General features: G+C 64.1%; 20 protein-coding genes. 12 read left to right on the top strand and 8 right to left on the bottom strand.

Annotated elements, in window-relative coordinates; all coding sequences use genetic code 11:
* Positions 1–212 precede the first annotated feature (212 nt).
* From ACFLEY_RS18850 to ACFLEY_RS18870, 5 genes are read left to right on the top strand one after another with little or no spacing between them, the layout of a single operon-like run.
* Positions 213–2744 (top strand): TonB-dependent siderophore receptor, encoded by a 2532-nt coding sequence (locus tag ACFLEY_RS18850; protein WP_060911612.1) that lies wholly within the window; start codon positions 213–215, stop codon positions 2742–2744.
* Between the two features lie 19 nt (positions 2745–2763).
* Positions 2764–3453, top strand: coding sequence for a Fe2+-dependent dioxygenase (locus ACFLEY_RS18855; protein ID WP_211433751.1), 690 nt, complete (start codon positions 2764–2766; stop codon positions 3451–3453).
* Positions 3450–4430: a tonB-system energizer ExbB gene (gene exbB / locus ACFLEY_RS18860; RefSeq protein ID WP_060911614.1), complete on the top strand. Its 981-nt coding sequence runs from the start codon at positions 3450–3452 to the stop codon at positions 4428–4430. The genes ACFLEY_RS18855 and exbB overlap by 4 nt, the downstream gene beginning before the upstream one ends.
* 3 nt (positions 4431–4433) lie before the next feature.
* On the top strand, positions 4434–4898 hold the full coding sequence (gene exbD / locus ACFLEY_RS18865; RefSeq protein WP_011086684.1) for a TonB system transport protein ExbD: 465 nt from the start codon (positions 4434–4436) through the stop codon (positions 4896–4898).
* A gap of 8 nt (positions 4899–4906) precedes the next feature.
* Complete coding sequence (locus ACFLEY_RS18870) at positions 4907–5734, top strand: energy transducer TonB (protein WP_060911615.1); 828 nt, start codon at positions 4907–4909, stop codon at positions 5732–5734.
* On the opposite strand, the gene ACFLEY_RS18875 is transcribed toward ACFLEY_RS18870, so the two are convergent.
* The 8 genes from ACFLEY_RS18875 to ACFLEY_RS18910 all read right to left on the bottom strand — a co-directional run bounded on the left by ACFLEY_RS18875 (position 5722) and on the right by ACFLEY_RS18910 (position 13429).
* Positions 5722–6144, bottom strand: coding sequence for a hypothetical protein (locus tag ACFLEY_RS18875; protein ID WP_011086686.1), 423 nt, complete (start codon positions 6142–6144; stop codon positions 5722–5724). The genes ACFLEY_RS18870 and ACFLEY_RS18875 overlap by 13 nt on opposite strands.
* Before the next feature lie 63 nt (positions 6145–6207).
* Complete coding sequence (locus ACFLEY_RS18880; RefSeq protein WP_060911616.1) at positions 6208–6888, bottom strand: site-2 protease family protein; 681 nt, start codon at positions 6886–6888, stop codon at positions 6208–6210.
* Between the two features lie 150 nt (positions 6889–7038).
* Complete coding sequence (locus tag ACFLEY_RS18885; RefSeq protein WP_011086688.1) at positions 7039–7431, bottom strand: GFA family protein; 393 nt, start codon at positions 7429–7431, stop codon at positions 7039–7041.
* A 1-nt stretch (position 7432) separates the two neighbouring features.
* Positions 7433–8566, bottom strand: coding sequence for a serine hydrolase (locus ACFLEY_RS18890; RefSeq protein ID WP_309142091.1), 1134 nt, complete (start codon positions 8564–8566; stop codon positions 7433–7435).
* A gap of 69 nt (positions 8567–8635) precedes the next feature.
* A complete protein-coding gene (locus tag ACFLEY_RS18895; protein WP_028170956.1) occupies positions 8636–9382 on the bottom strand; it encodes an SDR family NAD(P)-dependent oxidoreductase in 747 nt (248 codons plus the stop codon).
* A 124-nt stretch (positions 9383–9506) separates the two neighbouring features.
* The gene (locus ACFLEY_RS18900) at positions 9507–10238 is read right to left on the bottom strand and encodes an SDR family oxidoreductase (protein WP_038966876.1); all 732 of its coding nucleotides are present in this window, start codon (positions 10236–10238) and stop codon (positions 9507–9509) included.
* A gap of 138 nt (positions 10239–10376) precedes the next feature.
* Positions 10377–12206: an IlvD/Edd family dehydratase gene (locus ACFLEY_RS18905; RefSeq protein ID WP_028170958.1), complete on the bottom strand. Its 1830-nt coding sequence runs from the start codon at positions 12204–12206 to the stop codon at positions 10377–10379.
* Positions 12207–12328: 122 nt separating this feature from the next.
* Positions 12329–13429 (bottom strand): LacI family DNA-binding transcriptional regulator, encoded by a 1101-nt coding sequence (locus tag ACFLEY_RS18910; protein WP_396604715.1) that lies wholly within the window; start codon positions 13427–13429, stop codon positions 12329–12331.
* A 202-nt stretch (positions 13430–13631) separates the two neighbouring features.
* Here ACFLEY_RS18910 and ACFLEY_RS18915 point away from each other — a divergent pair, with 202 nt between their 5' ends.
* The 7 genes from ACFLEY_RS18915 (at position 13632) to eda (ending at position 20753) form a co-directional block, all read left to right on the top strand.
* Positions 13632–14699 carry an ABC transporter ATP-binding protein gene (locus ACFLEY_RS18915; protein ID WP_011086694.1) on the top strand — a complete coding sequence of 356 codons (1068 nt, stop codon included), beginning with the start codon at positions 13632–13634 and terminating at the stop codon, positions 14697–14699.
* A 59-nt stretch (positions 14700–14758) separates the two neighbouring features.
* The gene (locus ACFLEY_RS18920) at positions 14759–16078 is read left to right on the top strand and encodes an ABC transporter substrate-binding protein (protein WP_011086695.1); all 1320 of its coding nucleotides are present in this window, start codon (positions 14759–14761) and stop codon (positions 16076–16078) included.
* Positions 16079–16142: 64 nt separating this feature from the next.
* On the top strand, positions 16143–17099 hold the full coding sequence (locus tag ACFLEY_RS18925; RefSeq protein ID WP_028170961.1) for a carbohydrate ABC transporter permease: 957 nt from the start codon (positions 16143–16145) through the stop codon (positions 17097–17099).
* The gene (locus ACFLEY_RS18930) at positions 17092–18015 is read left to right on the top strand and encodes a carbohydrate ABC transporter permease (RefSeq protein WP_011086697.1); all 924 of its coding nucleotides are present in this window, start codon (positions 17092–17094) and stop codon (positions 18013–18015) included. The genes ACFLEY_RS18925 and ACFLEY_RS18930 overlap by 8 nt, the downstream gene beginning before the upstream one ends.
* Before the next feature lie 65 nt (positions 18016–18080).
* Positions 18081–19067, top strand: a complete 987-nt coding sequence (gene denD, locus ACFLEY_RS18935; RefSeq protein WP_028170962.1) for a D-erythronate dehydrogenase — start codon at positions 18081–18083, stop codon at positions 19065–19067.
* A gap of 29 nt (positions 19068–19096) precedes the next feature.
* Positions 19097–20089, top strand: a complete 993-nt coding sequence (locus ACFLEY_RS18940; protein ID WP_060913049.1) for a sugar kinase — start codon at positions 19097–19099, stop codon at positions 20087–20089.
* 13 nt (positions 20090–20102) lie between these two features.
* Positions 20103–20753: a bifunctional 4-hydroxy-2-oxoglutarate aldolase/2-dehydro-3-deoxy-phosphogluconate aldolase gene (gene eda / locus ACFLEY_RS18945; RefSeq protein ID WP_060911618.1), complete on the top strand. Its 651-nt coding sequence runs from the start codon at positions 20103–20105 to the stop codon at positions 20751–20753.
* Positions 20754–20795 lie beyond the last annotated feature (42 nt).

A 20795-nucleotide genomic window follows, 5' to 3' on the forward strand; every position in this document is an offset into this window, starting at 1 on the left:
CGTTGATTTCGCGGCTGTTTTCGCGCTCGTTTTAGAACGACTCCAATCTCACTTTAGAACCGTTTGAAACTGTAGATTAGAATCGTTTTGATCTGGACTTATTCAAGCGTTCTCGCGGCTTGCCCGCATTGACCCACTATTTTGCCGTCGATACCAACAGCCCAATCGCTCATCGAAGTGAATGAGCGGACATGAAGATGGGGCGTGTTGTAATGGGGCAGGTGGTCGCACCGAAGTCGTTGCGTTCGGTCGCAGCATTCGATCTGGCGTATGAAAAGTCCGCGGGCATTTCCGGCAAGAAGGTCTCGGCAGTCGCAAGCCTGATCGCGGCGGCGTCGGTGTCGAGCGGCGCAGAGGCGCAGCAGTCGAACCTGCCGCCGGTGACGGTCGATGCTCCGGTCCAGCGTCCGCGCCCGACGGCCTCGAAGCCCACGCCGGATCAGGTCCGCGCCCGCAACGCGCTTCGCCGCGCCGCGCAGCGCCAGCAGGCCCAGCAGGCTGCTCCGGCGACGCCCTCCGGACCCGCCGACGCGGATCCCTATGCCGATCCGGCCGCGCCCTACAAGGTCGATCACGTGCAGGCCGGGGGCAAGTTTCCGGAGAAATTGGTCGATACGCCTAAGTCGATCACGGTTCTCAGCAAGGAAGTGCTCGAGGACAAGAACGCCACGACGCTGAAGCAGGCGATTCTCAGCACGGCTGGCGTGACGCTTGGATCGGGCGAGGGCGGCAATGCCTTCGGTGACCGCTTCTTCATCCGCGGCTTCGACGCGCGCAACGACATCTTCATCGATGGCGTGCGCGATGCCGGCGTCAGTGTGCGCGAGAACTTCTTCACCGAGCAGGTCGAGATCCTGCGCGGTCCCGGCTCGACCTTTTCCGGCCGCGGTGTCGCCGGTGGTGCGATCAACATCGTCACCAAGCAGGCGACGACGGCAAAGAGCTTCTACAACATGGACACCACGTTTGGCACCGACCAGACCAAGCGTGTCACACTCGACGTCAATCAGGTGATCGACCCGACGCTCGCCGTCCGCGTCGGCGGCCTGTTCCAGGATGCCAACGTCGCCGGCCGCGACTACGTCACCGACAATCGAAACGGCGCCTTCGTCGCCACGACCTGGAAGCCGACCGATACGGTCAAGGTCACCGGCAACTACATTCACACCGAGCTGACCGGCCGCCCGGATTTTGGCGTGCCATATTATCGGCCCAGCACGACGTCGACTGCCGGCGGTCCGTTTCCGGACTTCGGCGCCAATCGCAATAACTGGTACGGCTTCGTCAACCGGGACTTCTTCCGGACCGGCCAGGACATCGGCACAATCAACGCGGAAGTGCAGATCACCCCCGACCTGATGGTCAGCAACAAGATCCGCGCGTCCCGCTCGACGCAGAATTACATCGGTACGCTTCCTGAAGCGCCGAAGCTTGTCGATCCGCTCTCGGCCTCGACGCTGAGTGCAAATCCGCAGAGCCGATTCCAGGTCACGGACGTGTTCGCCAACCAGACCGAGGCAACTTACAAGTTCAACGACGATGTAGGCTTCAGGCACACCTTGCTCGGCGGTGTCGAGTATGATCGCGAGAGATCGTCGATCGACAGTTATACCGGCCTCAGCTCGGAGCTGACGACCGGCACGCCCTTCAGCGGCAGCGGATCGAAGACCGACGTCAGCGTATTCGCTCCGCAATATACCAATCTTCCCTTCGGGATTCCGAGCCTCACCGGCAGTCCCACCAAGATCGGCATCGACACCGTCAGCGGCTACGTCATGGATAGCGCAAACTATCGTGACTTGGTGATCCTGAACGGCGGGTTCCGCTATGATGATTACAGCATCAACACGCGGAAGGTCGGCAGTCCTAACCAGCAATCGGCGGAGTTTCTAATTCCGAACTTCAACCTCGGCCTGACGTTGAAGCCGGCACCGAACGGCAGTGTCTATGTGGCGTATGCGACCTCGGCGAACCCGGTTGGTGCCGAATTCGACGGCACCAGCACAGCCTATGGCGGCCTCAATCCGAACCTGCCGGGCGGCAATACGCAGATATTCGGCCCCGAGAAGAACAAGGCCATCGAACTCGGCACCAAGTGGGAGCTGTTCGATCGTCATCTGCTTCTGACCGCAGCGTTGTTCCAGACGACGAAAGAGAACGCACGCGAGTCGCAGAACGTGGGCAGTGCGGCCGCTGCAGCTCCTTTGGGATGCGTCTATCCGACCGGAACGAGCGGCAATATATCGTGTATCACCGCCGGAGCAGCCTACCGCATCCGCGGCATCGATCTCGGCGTCGGCGGCAAGATCACCGACAAGTGGAGCGTGTTTGGCGGTCTCGTGCTGATGCAGTCGGAAGTGACGCAGTCGCTGGCGCCGTCGGCCAACAAGGCGCTGTATCCGACCAATGTCGGGCGTCCGCTCGCCAACATCGCGCATGAGTCCTTCAGCTTGCTGACGAAGTACCAGCTCACCGACGTCTGGGAACTTGGTGGGCAGGCGGTCTACCGTTCGAAGATTTACGGCGGCACTTTGCTCGCGGCCAACCAGGGCACGTCGATTCCGAGCTATTGGCGTTTCGACATGTTCGCGGAGGCCAAGATCAACAAGAACTGGCAGGTCAAGCTGTTCGTGAACAACATCTTCGACAAGCGCTACTACGACGCGTTGTACCAGAGCGCGGCACCGTTCGTGCTGGAGGCTCCGGGCCGTGCCGCCTATGTGGTGCTCTCGGCGCGCTACTGATGGAGCGATAATCAGTTTCATGCTGACATGCATCGAAAACGTTCTCAGCAAGGATGATGTGGCGGATTTCCGCCGCATCATGGACGCCAGCGCATGGGAGGACGGCCGCTCCACTGCCGGCTCGCAGTCGGCCATGGTCAAGCGCAACGAGCAATTGCCGCCGGACAGCGAGGTCGCGCGCGAGCTCGGCAACCGCATCATCTCGGCGCTGACGTCGAACCCGCGCTTCATCGCGGCGGCGATCCCGCTTCAGATTTTCCCGCCGCTGTTCAACCGCTATGCGGCGAGCAGCGGTCACCATTTCGGCCTGCATGTCGACAATGCGATCCGCGGCGACCGCCTGACCGGCCTTCGCATCCGCACAGACCTGTCGGTCACGCTGTTCCTCGCCGAGCCGGACGAGTATGACGGTGGCGAACTTGTGATCGAGGACACCTACGGCTCGCACGAAGTCAAGTTGCCAGCCGGCGACTGCGTGCTCTATCCCTCGACCAGCCTGCATCTGGTGACGCCGGTGACCCGGGGAGCGCGGGTTGCATCTTTCTTCTGGCTTCAGAGCATGATACGGGACGATCAAGCCCGGAGCATGATCTTTGACCTCGACACCGCGATACAGGCGCTGGTGGAACGGCTCGGGCGTGACGATCCCGAAACGGTCAAATTGACGGGTATCTATCACAACCTCATTCGCTACTGGGCCGAAGTATGAAGATCATGTCCTTCCAAGCAAGCCGTGCCGCAGCCTTGATGCTGGCGGCCGCCTGGCTCGCATCTCCTGTTTCTGCCCAGACACAGACCCCGCCTGCGGCCCCGGCACAGTCTACGGCCCGGCCGGCTCCGGTCACCCCGGTCCCAGCGGCACCATCGACGGCCGCGCCTGCCGCCCCGGCGCCTGCGGCCTCGACGGCGACCGCTCCCGCGGCACCGACGGCATCCCCCGCAGCCATCGCTCCGGCGACTGCGAAGCCCGACGCCGCGTCCGCTACCGCGCCGGCCATGAAGGAATTGTCGCCCTGGGTGATGTTCATGTCGGCGGACGTCATCGTGAAGGCGGTGATGATCGGGCTCGCCTTCGCATCGCTGATGACCTGGACCGTCCTCATCGCCAAGTCGATCGAGCTGTCGGTCGCGTCCGGCAGGCTTCGCTCGGCGCTGAAGAAGATCTCGGAGGCACGGTCGCTCGCTGAAGCGCAGATGGCGCTCGGCACCAAGGAGGGGATCCTGCCGTCCTTCCTGGCGGCAGCGCTGCGCGAGGCACGGATGTCGGCCGGCCTGTCCAGCGATGCCGGCATCAAGGAGCGCGCGGCCTCGAGCTTTTCCGAGATCGTGCGCGCGGAGGCGCGGCGCATCCGCATCGGCATGGGCGTGCTCGCGACCATCGGCTCCACGTCGCCCTTCGTCGGCCTGTTCGGCACGGTCTGGGGCATCATGAACAGCTTCATCGGCATCTCGAAGTCGCAGACCACGAACCTCGCCGTGGTCGCGCCCGGCATCGCCGAGGCGCTGCTCGCCACCGCGATCGGCCTCGTCGCCGCGATCCCTGCGGTCATCATCTACAATCACTTCTCGCGCGTGACGAAGAGCTATCTCGAGCTCGTCAGCCGTGCCTCGGGCGCGGCGGGGCGGCTGCTCTCGCGCGATCTCGATCGCAGCCACGGCAGCGTGCATTCGCGCGCGGCGGAGTGAACCATGGCCGTTTCGCTCGCAGACAACGATGATGACGACGACTTCTCGGAAACGCATGACATCAACGTCACGCCGTTCATCGACGTCATCCTGGTGCTGCTGATCATCTTCATGGTCGCAGCCCCGCTCTCGACGGTCGATCTGCCGATCGATCTGCCGACGTCGAGCTCGACGCCGCAGAAGAAGCCGGACAAGCCGACCTATCTCAGCATCAAGCGCGATCTGACGCTCGCCATCGGAGAGGATTCCGTCCACCGCGCCGAGCTGATCGGCACGCTCGACGGGCTGTCCGACATGAGCAAGGACAAGTACGTCTTCCTGCGTGCCGATCGCTCCGTGCCCTATGGCGAGTTGATGGGCGTCATGGAGCTGTTGCGCTCCGGCGGCTACACGCGGGTGAAGCTGGTTGCGCTCGAAGGCCCGCCCACGGCGGCGGGATCGGCCGCCGCTGGCGCGGCGCAGCCATAGGGGGCGTCATGTCCGACGTCGAACTCGAACCCGGACCAGCCCGGCGGCTTTGGATTTTGGCGGCGGTTGCGGCGCTCGCGCTCCATTTGGGCGGGGCCGCGCTGGCGCTCGCGAACCTGCGGGCCGACGATGGCGACGAGGGGTTGGGCGCTGCGGGAGCGGAGTTCGCGGTCGAGATGACGTCGCCGCCGGTTCAGGAGTCCGACAGGGCACCCGGGCCGACGGACTCTGAGGAGCAGGAAGAGCGCCCGGCGCTGCCCGAGCAGAAGGCCGAGGTCAAGGAGACGGATCTTCCACAGGATCGGCCGCAACAGGCCGAGGATCCCGATCGCCTCGTCACCGAGAACAAGCCGAAGAAGGAGCAGGACGACGATCCGAAGGTGGCCGCCGTCGAAACGCCGGCCATGGAGGCATCGCAGAAGTCGGTTGCCATGGAGCGCCAAACCTTTGAAGACGCCACGCGCGAGGCCGAGAAGGCGATGGCGCCGGTTCTCGGCATCGGCAAGGACATCCTGAAGCTGACGGCCGACTGGAACCGCAAGATCAGCGCGCACCTATCTGCGCACAAGGTCAACCCGGAGGGCAAGGAGCCCAATAACCAGACGGTAAAGGTGAGCTTCGCGCTCAACCGACGGGGGAACGTGATCTCGGTTGACGTCGTGGAGTCGTCCGGAGATGCGGCTTACGATGCCGCCGCGATCTCCATGGTCCACAAATCCGATCCTTTCCCGACACCGCCCGCCGCGCTGACCGAGGACCGGATCGAGCGCACGGTCCCCATCATCTTCAAGCCGCCGGACGAGAAGAAAAAGAAGAAGACGGCTCAGCGCCAGTAGAGCCGGATTCCGACATAGACCACGACCAGGCAGGCGAAGATCAGCGCCACCGGAAGCGGTCGCTTCTGGGTTCCACCGAGTGTCGTCGCCCCGAAGGCGGCAGACCTCTTCGGCTTCGGTGCCGGACGGCGGAAAGCGGTAACATTGTCCGCCGCCGTTTCAGGCGGGCGGGTGCGGACGTCGGGCGGGGTTCCGGCGCCGCCCATCTCGGCATAATAGGCCCGGTAGATCGCGCCGATGGTGGCTTCGGTAGCCTCGCCCTCGCTCATCTGCGCCAGCAGGTTCTTGTAGCTCGCGAGGAACTCCTGGGCTTCCGGCGGCAGCGCGGACGACCCGTTGAGCTTGGCCATCATCTTCCAGGTGGCAAAATCGGCGCGGGCTCGGGTGTCGGCGCGTCGCGCGATCAGCATATCGGCAGCTTTGACCAAGTCGGCCTCTGGCCCTTCGGCTTGTGTTCGGGTGTCGTAGTTCAACTACGCGTTGCCGGTCAGGAAGAGAACAGCCTGAATCACATAACCGGTCAACGTTCGCAGTATTGCTGAAATAACATCAAGATTTAGACCGAACTGCGAGCCCGCAAGCGGCAGCAGGATCAACAGGCCGATCAGGATCAGCATACCGAACGGCTCCAGCCGGGCCAGCGGCAGGGCGAGCGGCCGCGGCAGCAGCCCGACCGCGACGCGCCCGCCGTCGAGCGGCGGGATCGGCATCATGTTGAAGACGGCCAGGACGGCGTTAATCAGCAGCGCATTCTTGAGATTGTCGAAGATCCACTGCGCGGACCCCGCCGGCGCTAAGGGCAGGGCGTGGAGAGTGAGAGCCGCCGCCAGCGCCAGCAGGATGTTGGTCGCGGGCCCGGCCAGCGCCACCCAGACCATGTCGAGCCTGGGGTTGTTGAGCTTGCGGAAATTCACCGGCACCGGCTTGGCGTAGCCGAACAGGAACGGCGAATGCGCAAACAGCAGCATTGCCGGCAGGATCAGGGTACCGAAAGGGTCGATGTGGCGGAGCGGGTTGAAGCTGACGCGGCCGAGCTGCCAGGCCGTGTTGTCGCCGAGCCGATGCGCGACGAAGGCGTGCGCCGCCTCGTGGAAGGTGATGGCGAGCACCAGCGGCAGCACCCACACCGAAAGGTCATAAAAGGAAATGTTCACGGCTCGTCCGTCCCGGTTTGCCTGCGGCCTTGCAGCCGTCCCAGCCAACCGGCGGTGCAGCAACGCTTCAGCTCAAGATAGGGTGGCCGGTTCCGAAATACCACGCCGCAAATGACCGGCGGACCGTCCCCGCCGTGCAGTCGTGCAAATTCATGCAGGAATCGTCGTCTGATATTGTATCAGGCCGTCGTCGAGCTTCAGCCAGGCGAGCTTTTCCGACACCCAGATGTGCTCGGTCGGCGCGAAGGCGTTGCGGTCGTCGAAGGTGGCGAGTGCTACACCGGCCAGCGTGCCGTTGCGTCGCCAGGCGAACAGGCGTGTGCCGCAGCGCTTGCAGAACACGCGGTCGATGTTCTCGGACGAGGCATAGCGCTCGGTCTCGCCCTCGACGGTCAGCGCACGCTGGTCGAATTGTGCGCGGGCGAAGTAGGGCGAGCCCATCGCCTTCTGGCACAAGCGGCAATGGCAGATGCGGACGTTGAGCGGCTCGCCCTCCGCCTTGAACCGCACCGCGCCGCACAGGCATCCACCTTCCCGGATCATGTCAGGCCACCCGCCATTCGCCGACCTGGCGCGCCATGCTCCAGTTGAGATTGTCGAGATCGCCATCCATGTTGGAATTCCCGCGCCTTGTGTTGGTGAAGGCTGCCCAGCAGAAGCCGCCATGGGTGCGCACGGCAATCGTGCTCGTGCCCGGCAGGCTGCCATTGTGCCACCAATTGTCTGACTTGTTGACACAGAAACCCTTGGCATAGTCCGGGCTGTAGCTGGGCGCGGTGGTCATGATCTTTATGGTGCGCGGCCGCAGGATGTTCGCGGGTCTCGTGTAACCGTCGACATGCATCAGGAACTGCACGAGATCCGCCGGCGTCGCGATCCAGCCGCCATGGGAATCCATCCGCCTCACTTTCATGTCGTAGGGATTTTCGCCCTGGCCGTAATAAGCGACCTCGCCGGTCTGGCGCTGCTCGCGCGTGTTGCCCGCGATGGTCATGTCGGTGACGCCGCAGCGCGCGAGCACATCGGTGCGGACGTGCTCGGCATAGGGCTGGCCGGTGAGCTTCTCGATCACGCGCCCGAGCACGCAATAGCCGAAATTGGAGTAGGCGTAGTGCTGGCCCGGCGGGCGGTCGAGCGGCCGGTTGGCCAGCGTCCAGGCGATCAGCTCGGCATGATCCATCCGCGGATGGGTGAACATGGGATCGCGGTTGTCGTTGCTCCAGCCGCCGGCGGTGTGGGTCAGCAGATGCTCGAGCGTGATCTGGTCGATGCCGGCGGAATAGGGCGGCTGTCCGTAATCGGTGCCGAGCAACGCGCCCGGGCCGAACACGCGATCCGCCAGCTTGAGGCGGTTCTCCTCGATCAGGCGGAAGATCGTGACTGAGGTGATCATCTTGCTGACGCTGGCGATCCGGAACAGATGCCGCGGTGTTACGGCCTCGTTCCGCTCGATATCGGCAACACCGAAGGCGTCCTCATGGACAACAGTGCCGGCATAGCCGATAGCAACGGAGAGTGCCGGCACGCCGTACTTGTCCATGAAGCTGTGCGCGAGCCGTGCCATGGCGCCGCGCTCGGCGGGTGAGGGCGGGCGGATGTTCGGCGGGTTGGGCGAGAGTTGCGCGAACGTCGTCGACGACAGCAGCGGCAGCGCGCCTGCGCCCGCTGCGAGCTTCACGAAATCCCGACGCCCAAAATCCCGACAACCAAGCCGCATGGCCCGCCCCTTCCAGGGGCGGCCAATGCTTCAGTAGGTCGCCCGTCCACCGGAAATATCAAACACCGCGCCGGTGGAGAAGGCACAATCTTCGGATGCGAGCCAGCTCACCATCGCGGCGAGCTCTTCCACCTGCACGAAGCGCGCTTTCGGGATCTTCGACAGCATGAAGTCGATATGCTGCTGCGTCATCTGGTCGAAGATCGCGGTCTTCGCCGCCGCCGGCGTCACCGCATTGACGAGGATGTCGTGCGCGGCGAGCTCCTTGCCGAGCGACTTCGTCAGCGCGATCAGGCCGGCCTTGGACGCCGAATAGTGCGAGGCGTTCGGATTGCCTTCCTTGCCGGCGATCGAGGCGATGTTCACGATCCGCCCGTATTTCTGCTTGAGCATTTCCGGCACGATCGCCTTGCAGCAGATGAAGGGGCCGTCGAGGTTGATGCGCAGCACCTTGCGCCATTCCTCGAGGTCAGTCTCCCAGACCGGCTTGTTGACGCCTGCGATGCCGGCATTGTTGACCAGGATGTCGATCTTGCCGAAGGCGGCCAGCGTCGCATCGCGGGCCTGCTCGACGGCTGCGGTGTCGGTGACGTCGACCTTGAACACCTTGGTCTCGCCGCCGATCTCCTTTGCCGTCATCTCGGCCAGCGCGGCGTCGAAATCCCAGATCGCGACCTTGGCGCCGGAGGCGGCGAAGCGCTGAACGATGGCGCGGCCAAAGCCCTGTGCGCCGCCGGTGACGATGGCGACGCGGCCGTTGAGGTCGATCTTGTTCATCGAAAAATCCCTCTATCTGTCCCTCACGGTGAGGAGCGCGCGCTTGGCGCGCGTCTCGACCCATGGAGCCCGTGGCCCGTCCCTCGAGACGGCGCTTGTCGCGCCTCCTCGGGACGAGACGTGATCAGAGCATGTAGCCGCCGTCGACGACGAGGTCGACGCCGGTGGTGAACGCGCTCTCGTCGCTGCCGAGATAGACCGCCATGGAGGCGATCTCGTCGGCGGTGCCGAGCCGGCCCATCTTCTGGCGGGAGATGAACATCTCCTTGCCCTGCGGTCCTTGCGCGGCGGCGCGGTCGAGCATCGAGGGCGTCTCAACGGTGCCCGGGCAGATGCTGTTGCAGCGGATGCCCTTGGTGATGAAGTCGAGCGCGACCGCGCGGGTCAGCAGCGACACCGCAGCCTTCGACGCGCTGTAGACATAGCGGTTGGCGGGCGGCCGCAGCGCGGCGCAGGACGAGATGTTGACGATGCTGCCACCGCCGCCCGCGAGCATGTCCGGCAGGAAGGCCCTGATGGTCCGGTGCATCGACTTGACGTTGAGGTCGAACGAAAAGTCGAAATCCTCTTCCGAGCATTCCAGGATGGTGCCGTGGTGCACGAAGCCGGCCGCATTGAGCAGGATGTCGATCTTGCCGACTCGTTTTGCAAAAGCATTGACGTCGGCGGTGTTGCGCACGTCGAGCTTTGCGGTTTCGGCGATGCCTTCCTTGGCAAGGCCCGCGATGCCGCTCTCGTTGATGTCGGTCGCGATCACGGTCGCGCCTTCACGCGCGAATGCGATGGCGCATGCGCGCCCGATGCCTGCTGCCGCAGCCGTGATGACGGCGCGCTTTCCCTTGAGGCGGTCTGCCATTTTTTTGTTCTCCTTTGAATTTTTTGTCGTCATTCCGGGGCGCGCCTCTTGGCGCGAACCCGGAATCCATCGGGCCACAGCGTCGGTTGATCAATGGATTCCGGGCTCGCGACTTCGTCGCGCCCCGGAATGACAGTGTCAGTGATTATCCCGCGCCACTCCAAAGGTGCCGGCGACGTTCTGGTAGCGCGTGGCGAGCTCCATGCAGGCGCCGGTCGACTGCTGGCCGACGGTGTTGCGGTAGATCTCCTGCCACGGCGTCTGGTTCGGCGGATGCTTGAAGCCGCCATTGGCCTTGAGCTCGGCGTGGCGCTTCTTCAGCTCGTCGTCCGAGATCAGGATGTTGGCGCTGCCCTTGTTGAGGTCGATGCGGACCTTGTCACCGGTCTTGAGGATCGCGAGGCCGCCATTGGCGGCTGCTTCCGGCGAGGCATTCAGGATCGACGGCGAGCCCGAGGTACCGGACTGGCGGCCGTCGCCAATGCAGGGCAGGGACAGGATGCCGCGTTTGATCAGCGCCGCCGGCGGCTGCATGTTCACGACCTCGGCGCCGCCGGGATAGCCGATCGGGCCGGTGCCGCGGATGAACAGCACGCAGCGCTCGTCGATGTCGAGGGAGGCATCGTCGATCCGCGCGTGATAATCCTCCGGACCCTCGAACACGATGGCGCGGCCCTCGAAGGCGTTGAGATCCCCAGGCTTGCTGAGATAGCGGTCGCGGAATTCCTTGGAGATCACGCTGGTCTTCATGATCGCGGAATCGAACAGATTGCCCTTCAGCACCAGGAAGCCGGCGTCCTTCACCAGCGGCTTGTCGTAGGACCAGATCACGTCGTTGTCGGGCGTGGGCGCATTGGCGCAGTTCTCGCCGATGCCGCGACCGTTCACGGTGACCGCGTCTTCGTGGATGCGCTTGTGCTTCATCAGTTCGCGCACCACGGCCGGCACGCCGCCGGCGCGGTGGAATTCCTCGCCGAGATAGAAGCCGGCCGGCTGCATGTTGACCAGCAGCGGCACGTCGTGGCCGACCTTCTGCCAGTCGTCGATCGAGAGCTCGACGCCGATGTGGCGCGCCAGCGCGTTGATGTGGATCGGTGCGTTGGTCGAGCCGCCGATCGCCGAATTGATCACGATGCAGTTCTCGAACGCCTTGCGGGTCAGGATGTCCGAGGGCTTGAGGTCCTCCCAGACCATCTCGACGATGCGCTTTCCGGTCTCGTAGGCGATCTGGCCGCGCTCGCGATAGGGGGCGGGGATCGCCGCACAGCCCGGCAGCGAGAAGCCGAGCGCTTCGGCCAGCCCGTTCATGGTCGAGGCGGTGCCCATGGTGTTGCAATGGCCGACCGAGGGCGCCGAGGACGCCACGATCTCCATGAACTCTTCATAGTCGATCTCGCCGGCGGCAAGCCGCTCGCGCGACTTCCAGACGATGGTGCCGGAGCCGGTCCGTTCGCCGGCATGCCAGCCGTTCAGCATCGGGCCGCCCGACAGCACGATCGCGGGCAGGTTCACGGTCGCCGCCGCCATCATGCAGGCGGGCGTGGTCTTGTCGCAGCCGGTGGTCAGCACCACGCCGTCGAGCGGATAGCCGTAAAGGATTTCGACGAGGCCGAGATAGGCGAGGTTGCGGTCGAGCGCCGCGGTCGGGCGCTTGCCGGTCTCCTGTATGGGATGGGTCGGGAATTCCATCGCGATGCCGCCGGCCTCGCGGATGCCCTCGCGGACGCGGTGGGCGAGCTCGATATGGTGGCGGTTGCAAGGGGAGAGGTCGTTGCCGGTCTGGGCGATGCCGATGATCGGCTTGCCGGACTGCAGCTCGGCGCGGGTGAGGCCATAGTTCAGATAGCGCTCCATATAGAGCGCCGTCATGCCCGGGTTATGCGGGTTGTTGAACCATTCCTGCGAGCGAAGGTGGCGACGGGCGCCGTTACCGGCGGGCGCGTGCCCATTGGTTGGCTTTTTTGTCATTGGGTTCTCCTGCAATGCAAACGCACTGGCGTCGGTCTTGGGGTGTCGGCTTGTGCGATGCCCAGCGGCGCTAGCGATGACCTGCCTTCCCGCTGGCGGGTCGTTTCCTCACAAATCCGATACTAGTCATGGCTACTTGGTAACGCTACCATTTTGTTCGCAGTGCCCGCGCCTGACGCAGCCGGCCTGCCGTCCGGACGCCGCGCCGACGAGCTTTGCCGCTCGATCACCTTGAAGCCGAGATCGAGCACCGGCTGCTCCGGGCGCCGTCCGTCGATCGCCTCGATCAGCATGGTGGCGGCTGTCTTGCCCATCTCGTAGCGGTTGGTGCGCACGCTGGTCAGGGTGGGGACGGCGGAGGCCATGAATTCGAGGTCGCTGAAGCCGACGATCGCGATCTGCTCGGGGACGCCGATCTCGCGGCGCCGGCATTCGAACAGCACGCCGAGCGCGAGGTCGTCGTTGGCGCAGAACACCGCATCGAGGTCGGGCTCGCGTGCCAGGAGATCGGTGAACAGGGCGCCGCCGAGCGTCACCGACGTCGGCGTGGCGGTCGTGACGACGAGGCGTTGCTCGAACAGGGAGGCGTCCTTCATGGCCGAGACATATCCGTCCAGCCGCCGCTGCACCCGCGGGTCCATGCGCGCGCCGACGAATCCGATCTTGCGGTGACCTTGCGCGAACAGGTGGGCAACCGCCGCGCGTGCTGCCTCATAGTGGGAAAAGCCGATCATCATGTCGACCGGATTGGGCCCGATCTCCATGATCTGCACGATCGGACAGTCGGCCGCCTCCAGCATCGCGCGCGATTCCGCGGTCTGGTCGATGCCGGTGACGATCAGCCCGGCAGGCTTCTGCGCAAGAAACAGGCGCAGCAGCTTCTCCTCCTGGAGGATGCTGTAGCGTGTGTTGGACAGCTGGATCGAGTAACGGCCGCCTTCGGAGGCGTCATAGATGCCGCGCAGCACGTCGGAAAACACGTTGTTGGTCAGTGACGGAATCAAGACACCGATAACCTCGGTGCGTTGCGAGGCGAGCGCGCGTGCCGCCAGGTTCGGCACATAGCCGAGCTCCTTGGCCGCGCTCTCGACCCGCGTCCGCTTGGCGACTGAGAGCGCTTCGGGGTTACGGAAGAAGCGGGACGCCGTGATCGGGCTGACGCCGGCAAGCTCGGCGACTTCCGCCAGCCGGATTTTGCCTGACTTGGTGCGTTTTCGACCCATTGCTGCTCTTAACACAGTCACTGCCGCAAACAAAGGAACGTTGACAGCGCTACCAGCAACGACTAACCAAAGACAAATTGCCAAAACCGCACAAACTGCCGACAATGTCGCCTGTTAAGACCGGGCTTCGTTCGGCGAAGTTCAGAAAAAAAACAAGACGGTCGCGGCGCGAGGCGCCGTGGACTTTCGAGGAGGGAGCTAGATGTCGTCTGTGCAAATCCGCGACGTGCGGAAATCGTTCGGCAACTTTGAAGTCCTGCACGGCGTCTCGATCCCGATCGAGGACGGCCAGTTCGTCGTTCTGGTGGGCCCCTCCGGCTGCGGCAAGTCGACGCTTCTGCGCATGCTCGCAGGCCTCGAGAACATCACCTCCGGCACGATCTCGATCGGCGACCGCGTCGTCAATAATGTCCAGCCCAAGGAGCGGGACATTGCGATGGTGTTCCAGAACTACGCGCTCTATCCGCATATGACCGTTGGCGAGAATATGGGCTTCTCGCTGAAGCTGCGGAACGCGAGTTCCGACGAGATCAACAAGCGCGTCAAGCGCGCCGCCGAGATCCTCGCGTTGTCGCCGCTGCTCGAGCGCTATCCGCGCCAGCTCTCCGGCGGCCAGCGTCAGCGCGTCGCCATGGGCCGCGCCATCGTGCGCGATCCGCAGGTCTTCCTGTTCGACGAGCCCTTGTCGAACCTCGACGCCAAGTTGCGCGTCGCCATGCGCACCGAGATCAAGGAGCTGCACCAGCGGCTGAAGACCACGACCGTCTACGTCACCCACGACCAGATCGAGGCCATGACTATGGCCGACAAGATCGTCGTCATGCATGACGGCATCGTCGAGCAGATGGGCACGCCGCTCGAGCTCTACGACAAGCCTGAAAACCAGTTCGTCGCCGGCTTCATCGGCTCGCCGGCCATGAACTTCCTGAAGGGGCATGTCCGCGTCAACGGCACTGCGACCTTCGAAGGGCCGAACGGTGTCAAGCTGCCGCTCAGGAACGCGCCGGAGGGGGCCGACGGCCGTCCCGTGGTCTTTGGTGTCCGGCCCGAGCATTTCACCATCGCCGACGATGGCGCTGAGGCCGAGATCGTCGTGGTCGAGCCGACCGGCTCGGAAACCCAGGTCTTCGCCAAGCTCGGCGGCGAGCAGGTCGTCGCCGTTTTCCGCGAGCGTCACCAGTTCAACCCGGGCGACAAGGTCCGGCTGAGGCCCGATCCGTCGGTGGTTCACCTGTTCGACGAGGCCACGGGGAAACGGCTCAATGCGTAATGCAAGCTGAATAAGGCAGACTGCAAAAGACTACAAAAAAGCATCACAGGGAGGACGACATGCAAGACTTTACCCGCCGGGCTCTGCTCCAAGGCGGAACCGCGCTGGCTGCCACCGGCGCACTGACCGGGCCGGCACTGTTCGACTTCGCAAGGGCTTGGGCGGCGGACTCGCCGTGGAAGGCCGAGCCGGGCGCCAAGCTGACGGTGATGCGCTGGAAGCGTTTCGTGCCGCAGGAAGACGAAGCATTCAACGCCATGGTCGCGGCGTTCAAGACTGCGACCGGCACCGAGATGAACGTGTTCAGCGAGTCCTTCGAGGACGTGCAGCCGAAGGCATCGGTTGCCGCCAACACCGGCTCGGGTCTCGATCTGGCCTGGGGCCTGCACACGCTGCCGCAGCTGTTCCCGACCAAGGTCCTCAAGATGAACGACGTCGCCGATTATCTCGGCAAGAAGTACGGCGGATGGACCGATGCGGCAGCCAAGACCTGCAAGCTCGGTGACGACTGGTTGGGAATCCCGGTTGCGACCAACGGCGGCTACATGACGTACCGCAAGTCGGCGACGGACAAGGCCGGCTTCAAGGAATTCCCGAAGGACTTCCCCGGCTTCCTCGAGATGTGCAAGGCACTGAAGGCAAACAACACGCCGGCCGGCTTTGCCCTCGGCCATGCCAGCGGCGACGGCAACTCATGGCTGCACTGGGTCCTCTGGGGCCACGGCGCTTACACGGTCGACCAGAACGACAAGGTCATCATCAATTCGCCGGAGACGGCGAAGGCGCTGGAGTATTGCAAGGCGCTTTACGAGACCTTCATCCCGGGCACGCCGTCGTGGAACGACTCCTCCAACAACAAGGCGTACCTGGCTGGCGAACTCTATTGTACGGCCAACGGCATCTCGATCTACGTGGGGGCCAAGACCGATCCGACCAAGAAGGAGCTGACTGAGGACACCTATCACGCCCTGTGGCCGGTGGGTCCGATCGGCAAGCCGACCGAATTGCAGCTTGCGCTGCCCATCCTCGCGTTCAACTTCACCAAATATCCGAACGCAGCGAAGGCCTTCATCGCCTTCATGCTGGAGAAGGAGAACTACGAGAAGTGGTTGAGCGGTGCGCAAGGCTATTTGACGCAGACCTTGAACGCCTATGAGACGGCCCCGGTCTGGACCGCGGATCCCAAGAACGCCGTGTTTGCGCAGGCGTCCAAGCGTACGTTGCCGGCCTCGGGCATCGGCACTGTGGGCGAGAAGGCGGCAACCGCAATCGCCGACTTCATCGTCGTCGACATGTTCGCCAACTATTGCACCGGCACTAAGGATGTGAAGGGCTCAATGGCGGAAGCCGAGCGCCAGTTGAAGCGCATCTATCGTTAACCGTCGCGGAGTGGGTGGTCTCGCCGGCCACCCACTCGTCAACACTCCGATCAGGGATCCGAGCATGGCCGATATCGCAGTTGCTCCCCGCGCCAAGCCGCAGATTCAAAAGGCACGCGCCTGGGACCAGCTCAAGCACAACCGCAACTGGCTCGGTTTCTGGTTCATGGTGCCGGCCATGGCATTCCTGATCTTCTTCCTGGCCTATCCGCTCGGGCTCGGGATCTGGCTGTCCTTCACCGATACCCGCATCGGCCGCGTCGGGCACTTCATCGGCACCGAGAACTACGAATGGCTCTGGGACGATTCCATCTTCTGGCTGTCGGTGTTCAACACGCTGCTCTACACCTTCGTCGCCAGCGCCGTTAAATTCGCGGTCGGGCTCTATCTCGCGCTGCTCCTGAACGAACACATGCCGTTCAAGGCGATGCTGCGCGCAGCCGTACTGATCCCGTTCATCGTGCCCACGGTGCTCTCCGCGCTGGCGTTCTGGTGGATATTCGACTCTCAGTTTTCCATCATCTCATGGTCGTTGCGGCATCTCGGGCTGATCAGCCAGAACATCAATTTCCTCGGGGATACCACCTGGGCGAGGATCTGCGTTATCTTCGCCAATATCTGGCGCGGAGTGCCGTTCGTGGCGATCACGCTGCTCGCCGGCCTGCAGACGGTATCGCCCTCGCTCTATGAAGCAGCGACCCTGGACGGCGCCACGCGCTGGCAGAATTTCCGCTTCATTACCTATCCGCTGCTGACGCCGATCATTGCGGTGGTGATGACTTTCTCGGTGCTGTTCACCTTCACCGACTTCCAGCTGATCTGGGCGATGACGCGCGGCGGCCCGGTCAACGCAACCCACCTGATGGCGACGCTGTCCTATCAGCGCGCGATCATCGCAGGGCAACTCGGCGAGGGCGCCGCGATCTCGAGCGCCATGATTCCATTCCTGCTTGCCGCGATCATGGTCTCGTGGTTCGGCCTGCAGCGTCGCAAGTGGCAACAGGGAGAAAGCAATGACTGATCTTCCTGCCTCGAAAGTCGATCTCAAGTCCGTGCTATCGACGCCGGCGCGCGCCGATAACAGCGAGGGCATGAGCTATCTCCAGTCCGTGCCGCGGCGCATGGTGACGCTCTATCTGCCGCTCACGATCATCGTCGTGGTCCTGCTGTTCCCGTTCTACTGGATGGCGCTGACTTCGGTGAAGCCGGACGAGCAGCTGCTCGATCTCGACAAGTTCAATCCGTTCTGGACCTGGAATCCGACCTTCAAGCACTTCTACAAGCTGCTGTTCGAGAGCTACTATCCGCACTGGCTCTGGAACACGATGTACGTGGCGATCTGCGCCACGGTGCTCTCGATCGTCGCATCGGTGTTTGCGGCCTACGCCATCGTGCGGCTGCGTTACAAGGGCGCCAACCTCGTCGGAGGGCTGATCTTCCTTGCCTATCTCGTGCCGCCTTCGATCCTGTTCATTCCGCTCGCCACCGTCGTGTATCAGTACGGCCTTTTCGACTCGCCGCTGGCGCTGATCCTGACCTATCCGACGATCCTGATCCCGTTCTCGACCTGGCTGTTGATGGGCTATTTCAAGACCATCCCCTTCGAGCTCGAGGAATGCGCGCTGATCGACGGCGCGAGCCGCTGGCAGATCCTGATCAAGATCGTCGTGCCGCTCGCAATCCCCGGCCTCATCTCGGCCTTCATCTTCTGTTTCACGCTGTGCTGGAACGAGTTCATCTACGCACTGACCTTCCTGCAATCGACCAGCAACAAGACGGTGCCGGTCGCGATCGTCAACGAGTTCGTGGATGGTGACATCTACCGTTGGGGTTCGCTGATGGCGGGGGCGCTGGCCGGCTCGCTGCCGCTCGTCATCCTTTACGCCTTCTTCGTGGAGCATTATGTGTCGGCGATGACCGGCGCCGTGAAGGAATGATCGCGGGGCTTGCCGAGGGCGCGTCAGGAGCGGCGCGGTCCGGCCAATAAGAAGGAGTTAAGCTCTTGCACATTCTGGTTCTGGGCGCCGCCGGCATGGTCGGCCGTAAATTCTGTGAACGGCTGCTGCGCGACGGCCGGCTCGGCAAGAGCGAGATCACCAAGCTGACCATGCACGACGTGGTCGAGCCCAAGAAGCCGGAGAAGGCCGGTTTCCCGGTCGAGACGGTGTCGGGCGATTTCGCCGTGCCGGGGGCTGCCGAAAAGCTGATCGCCGGACGCCCGGATGCGATCTTCCATCTCGCCGCGATCGTCTCGGGCGAGGCCGAACTCGATTTCGACAAGGGCTACCGCATCAATCTCGACGGCACGCGAATGCTGCTCGACGCGATCCGCCTCGTCGGCGGCGGCTACAAGCCGCGCGTGGTGTTCACCTCGTCGATCGCGGTGTTCGGCGCCCCGTTCCCGGACGCGATCGGCGACGAGTTCTTCCACACCCCGCTGCTCAGCTACGGCACCCAGAAGGCGATCGGCGAGCTGCTGCTCGCCGACTATTCCCGCCGCGGCTTCCTCGATGGCATCGGCATCCGCCTGCCGACCATCTGCATCCGGCCCGGCCTGCCCAACAAGGCGGCATCGGGCTTCTTCTCCAACATCCTGCGTGAGCCGCTGGCCGGCAAGGAAGCGATCCTCCCGGTGTCCGAGGACGTCCGCCACTGGCACGCGACGCCGCGTTCGGCGGTCGGCTTCCTGCTCCACGCCGGCACCATGGACCTCGCCACCGTCGGCCCGCGCCGCAACCTGACCATGCCGGGCCTGTCGGCGACCGTCGGCGAGCAGATCGCCGCCTTGAAGCGCGTTGCCGGCGAAAAGGTCGCAGCCCGCATCAAGCGGGAGCCCGATCCCTTCATCGTCGGCATCGTCGGCGGCTGGCCGCGCAACTTCAACGCAAAGCGGTCGCTCGAGCTCGGCTTCACCACTGCCGAGAAGAATTTCGACGATATCATCCGCATTCACATCGAAGACGAGCTCGGCGGCAATTTCGTCGCCTGACGCAATCGATGAACAGCGTGGATCTGATGATGGCGAGCGTTGCTTGCATCGGCGAATGCATGGTCGAGCTCCGGCAGGCCCAAGGTGGACATTCCGCGGGACAATCTGCCGGACAGTCCGCCGGGCAGGGCGGCGGTCTCTATTCGCGCGGCTTCGGCGGTGACACCCTCAACACCGCGGTCTATCTGGCGCGGCTCGAGGTCAACGTCGATTACCTCACCGCGCTCGGCGACGATGCCTTGAGCGATGAGATGATCGCGGCCTGGACCGCGGAGGGCGTCGGCACGCGGCGCGTCGTAAGGTTGCCGGGCAAGCTGCCCGGCCTCTACATGATCCAGACGGATGCGAAGGGCGAGCGCCAGTTCTTCCACTGGCGCGACAGCGCGGCCGCCCGCCAGCTGATGAGCCTGCCGGAGACGGACGAGCTGCTCAACTCGCTGATGAGCTACGACATCGTCTATCTCTCCGCGATCACGCTCTCGATCTACGACGCCCCTGGCCGCGAGCGCCTGTTCGCGGCGATCAAGCGCGCGCGCCTGCTCGGCACCCGCTTCGTGTTCGACACCAATTTTCGCGCGCGGGGATGGCCCGATCGCGATGTCGCGCGCGAGGCCTTTGCCGCGGCGTTTGCGACCGCCGACATCGTGCTGACCTCGACCGAGGATCTGCTCGCGCTCTATCCCGGCGAGAGCCACGACCAGCTGATGGCGCGCATCCCGAGCCCCGAGCTGGTGTTCCGGCTCGCCGAGCCGGTCAGTCTGCTGCGCTTTCCGGGCGGGACCAGCGAGGTCCGTGCCGAGCCCATGACCAAGCCCGTGGTGGACACCACGGCCGCCGGCGACAGCTTTGCCGCGGCCTATATCGCAGCCCGGCTCGCCGGTTCCGAGCCGGTCGAGGCGGCCCAGGCCGGTCATCGCCTCGCCAGCCTCGTGATCTGCTATGCCGGCGCCATCATTCCGGGCTATGCCATGCCGCCGAAGAAGCGGCACCGGCCGGCGGCTACGCGCCAAGCGACCAAGTGAAACGAAGGCCAAGATGACCACGACTGCCCAACAGAACCAGCTCGTCGCGCTATTCAAGGCTGCGACCGTTATTCCCGTCCTCACCATCGAGCGCATCCAGGATGCTGTACCGCTGGCCCGTGCGCTGGTTGCGGGCGGCGTCCGCACGCTGGAGGTGACCCTGCGCACCCCCGTTGCGATCGAGGCGGCGAGGGCGATGATGGCCGAGGTACCCGAGGCGGTCGTCGGCATCGGCACGATTCTCAATCCGGCCGACTTCACCCGTGTGGAGAAGCTCGGCGTCGCGTTCGGCATCAGCCCGGGCCTGACCCCGGACCTGTTGAAGGCCGCCACCGATAGCTCGTTGCCGTTTGTGCCGGGCATTGCCACGGCGTCCGAGCTGATGATGGCGCTGTCCTACGGCTTCGACGTCGCAAAATTCTTCCCGGCCGAGCAGGCCGGCGGCATCAAGGGCCTGCGCGCGCTCGGCGGGCCATTCCCCAACGTGCGGTTCTGCCCGACCGGCGGGGTGGGCGAGGCCAATGCGGCGACCTGGCTGGCGGAGCCCAACGTGGTCGCGGTCGGCGGATCCTGGCTGTGCCCGACCGCGGAGATCAAGGCGGGGAACTGGGCCGGCATAACTGCCATCTGCCAGCGCACCCTCAAGGCCCTGAAAGGCGCGTGAAGTCTTGCCATCCCTAGGCTAAGACATAGCTCAGGGGAGAGC

The sequence above is a fragment of the Bradyrhizobium sp. YCK136 genome (assembly GCF_044570075.1).
Taxonomy (GTDB): Bacteria; Pseudomonadota; Alphaproteobacteria; order Rhizobiales; family Xanthobacteraceae; genus Bradyrhizobium; species Bradyrhizobium diazoefficiens.

Bases quoted from the DNA above. Each gene is read 5' to 3' on its own strand.
- ACFLEY_RS18850 (WP_060911612.1), top strand. From the start codon at position 213: ATGGGGCAGGTGGTCGCACCGAAGTCGTTGCGTTCGGTCGCAGCATTC.
- ACFLEY_RS18855 (WP_211433751.1), top strand. From the start codon at position 2,764: ATGCTGACATGCATCGAAAACGTTCTCAGCAAGGATGATGTGGCGGAT.
- exbB (WP_060911614.1), top strand. From the start codon at position 3,450: ATGAAGATCATGTCCTTCCAAGCAAGCCGTGCCGCAGCCTTGATGCTG.
- exbD (WP_011086684.1), top strand. From the start codon at position 4,434: ATGGCCGTTTCGCTCGCAGACAACGATGATGACGACGACTTCTCGGAA.
- ACFLEY_RS18870 (WP_060911615.1), top strand. From the start codon at position 4,907: ATGTCCGACGTCGAACTCGAACCCGGACCAGCCCGGCGGCTTTGGATT.
- ACFLEY_RS18875 (WP_011086686.1), bottom strand. From the start codon at position 6,144: ATGCTGATCGCGCGACGCGCCGACACCCGAGCCCGCGCCGATTTTGCC.
- ACFLEY_RS18885 (WP_011086688.1), bottom strand. From the start codon at position 7,431: ATGATCCGGGAAGGTGGATGCCTGTGCGGCGCGGTGCGGTTCAAGGCG.
- ACFLEY_RS18895 (WP_028170956.1), bottom strand. From the start codon at position 9,382: ATGAACAAGATCGACCTCAACGGCCGCGTCGCCATCGTCACCGGCGGC.
- ACFLEY_RS18900 (WP_038966876.1), bottom strand. From the start codon at position 10,238: ATGGCAGACCGCCTCAAGGGAAAGCGCGCCGTCATCACGGCTGCGGCA.
- ACFLEY_RS18905 (WP_028170958.1), bottom strand. From the start codon at position 12,206: ATGACAAAAAAGCCAACCAATGGGCACGCGCCCGCCGGTAACGGCGCC.
- ACFLEY_RS18910 (WP_396604715.1), bottom strand. From the start codon at position 13,429: ATGGGTCGAAAACGCACCAAGTCAGGCAAAATCCGGCTGGCGGAAGTC.
- ACFLEY_RS18915 (WP_011086694.1), top strand. From the start codon at position 13,632: ATGTCGTCTGTGCAAATCCGCGACGTGCGGAAATCGTTCGGCAACTTT.
- ACFLEY_RS18920 (WP_011086695.1), top strand. From the start codon at position 14,759: ATGCAAGACTTTACCCGCCGGGCTCTGCTCCAAGGCGGAACCGCGCTG.
- ACFLEY_RS18925 (WP_028170961.1), top strand. From the start codon at position 16,143: ATGGCCGATATCGCAGTTGCTCCCCGCGCCAAGCCGCAGATTCAAAAG.
- ACFLEY_RS18930 (WP_011086697.1), top strand. From the start codon at position 17,092: ATGACTGATCTTCCTGCCTCGAAAGTCGATCTCAAGTCCGTGCTATCG.
- ACFLEY_RS18940 (WP_060913049.1), top strand. From the start codon at position 19,097: ATGGCGAGCGTTGCTTGCATCGGCGAATGCATGGTCGAGCTCCGGCAG.
- eda (WP_060911618.1), top strand. From the start codon at position 20,103: ATGACCACGACTGCCCAACAGAACCAGCTCGTCGCGCTATTCAAGGCT.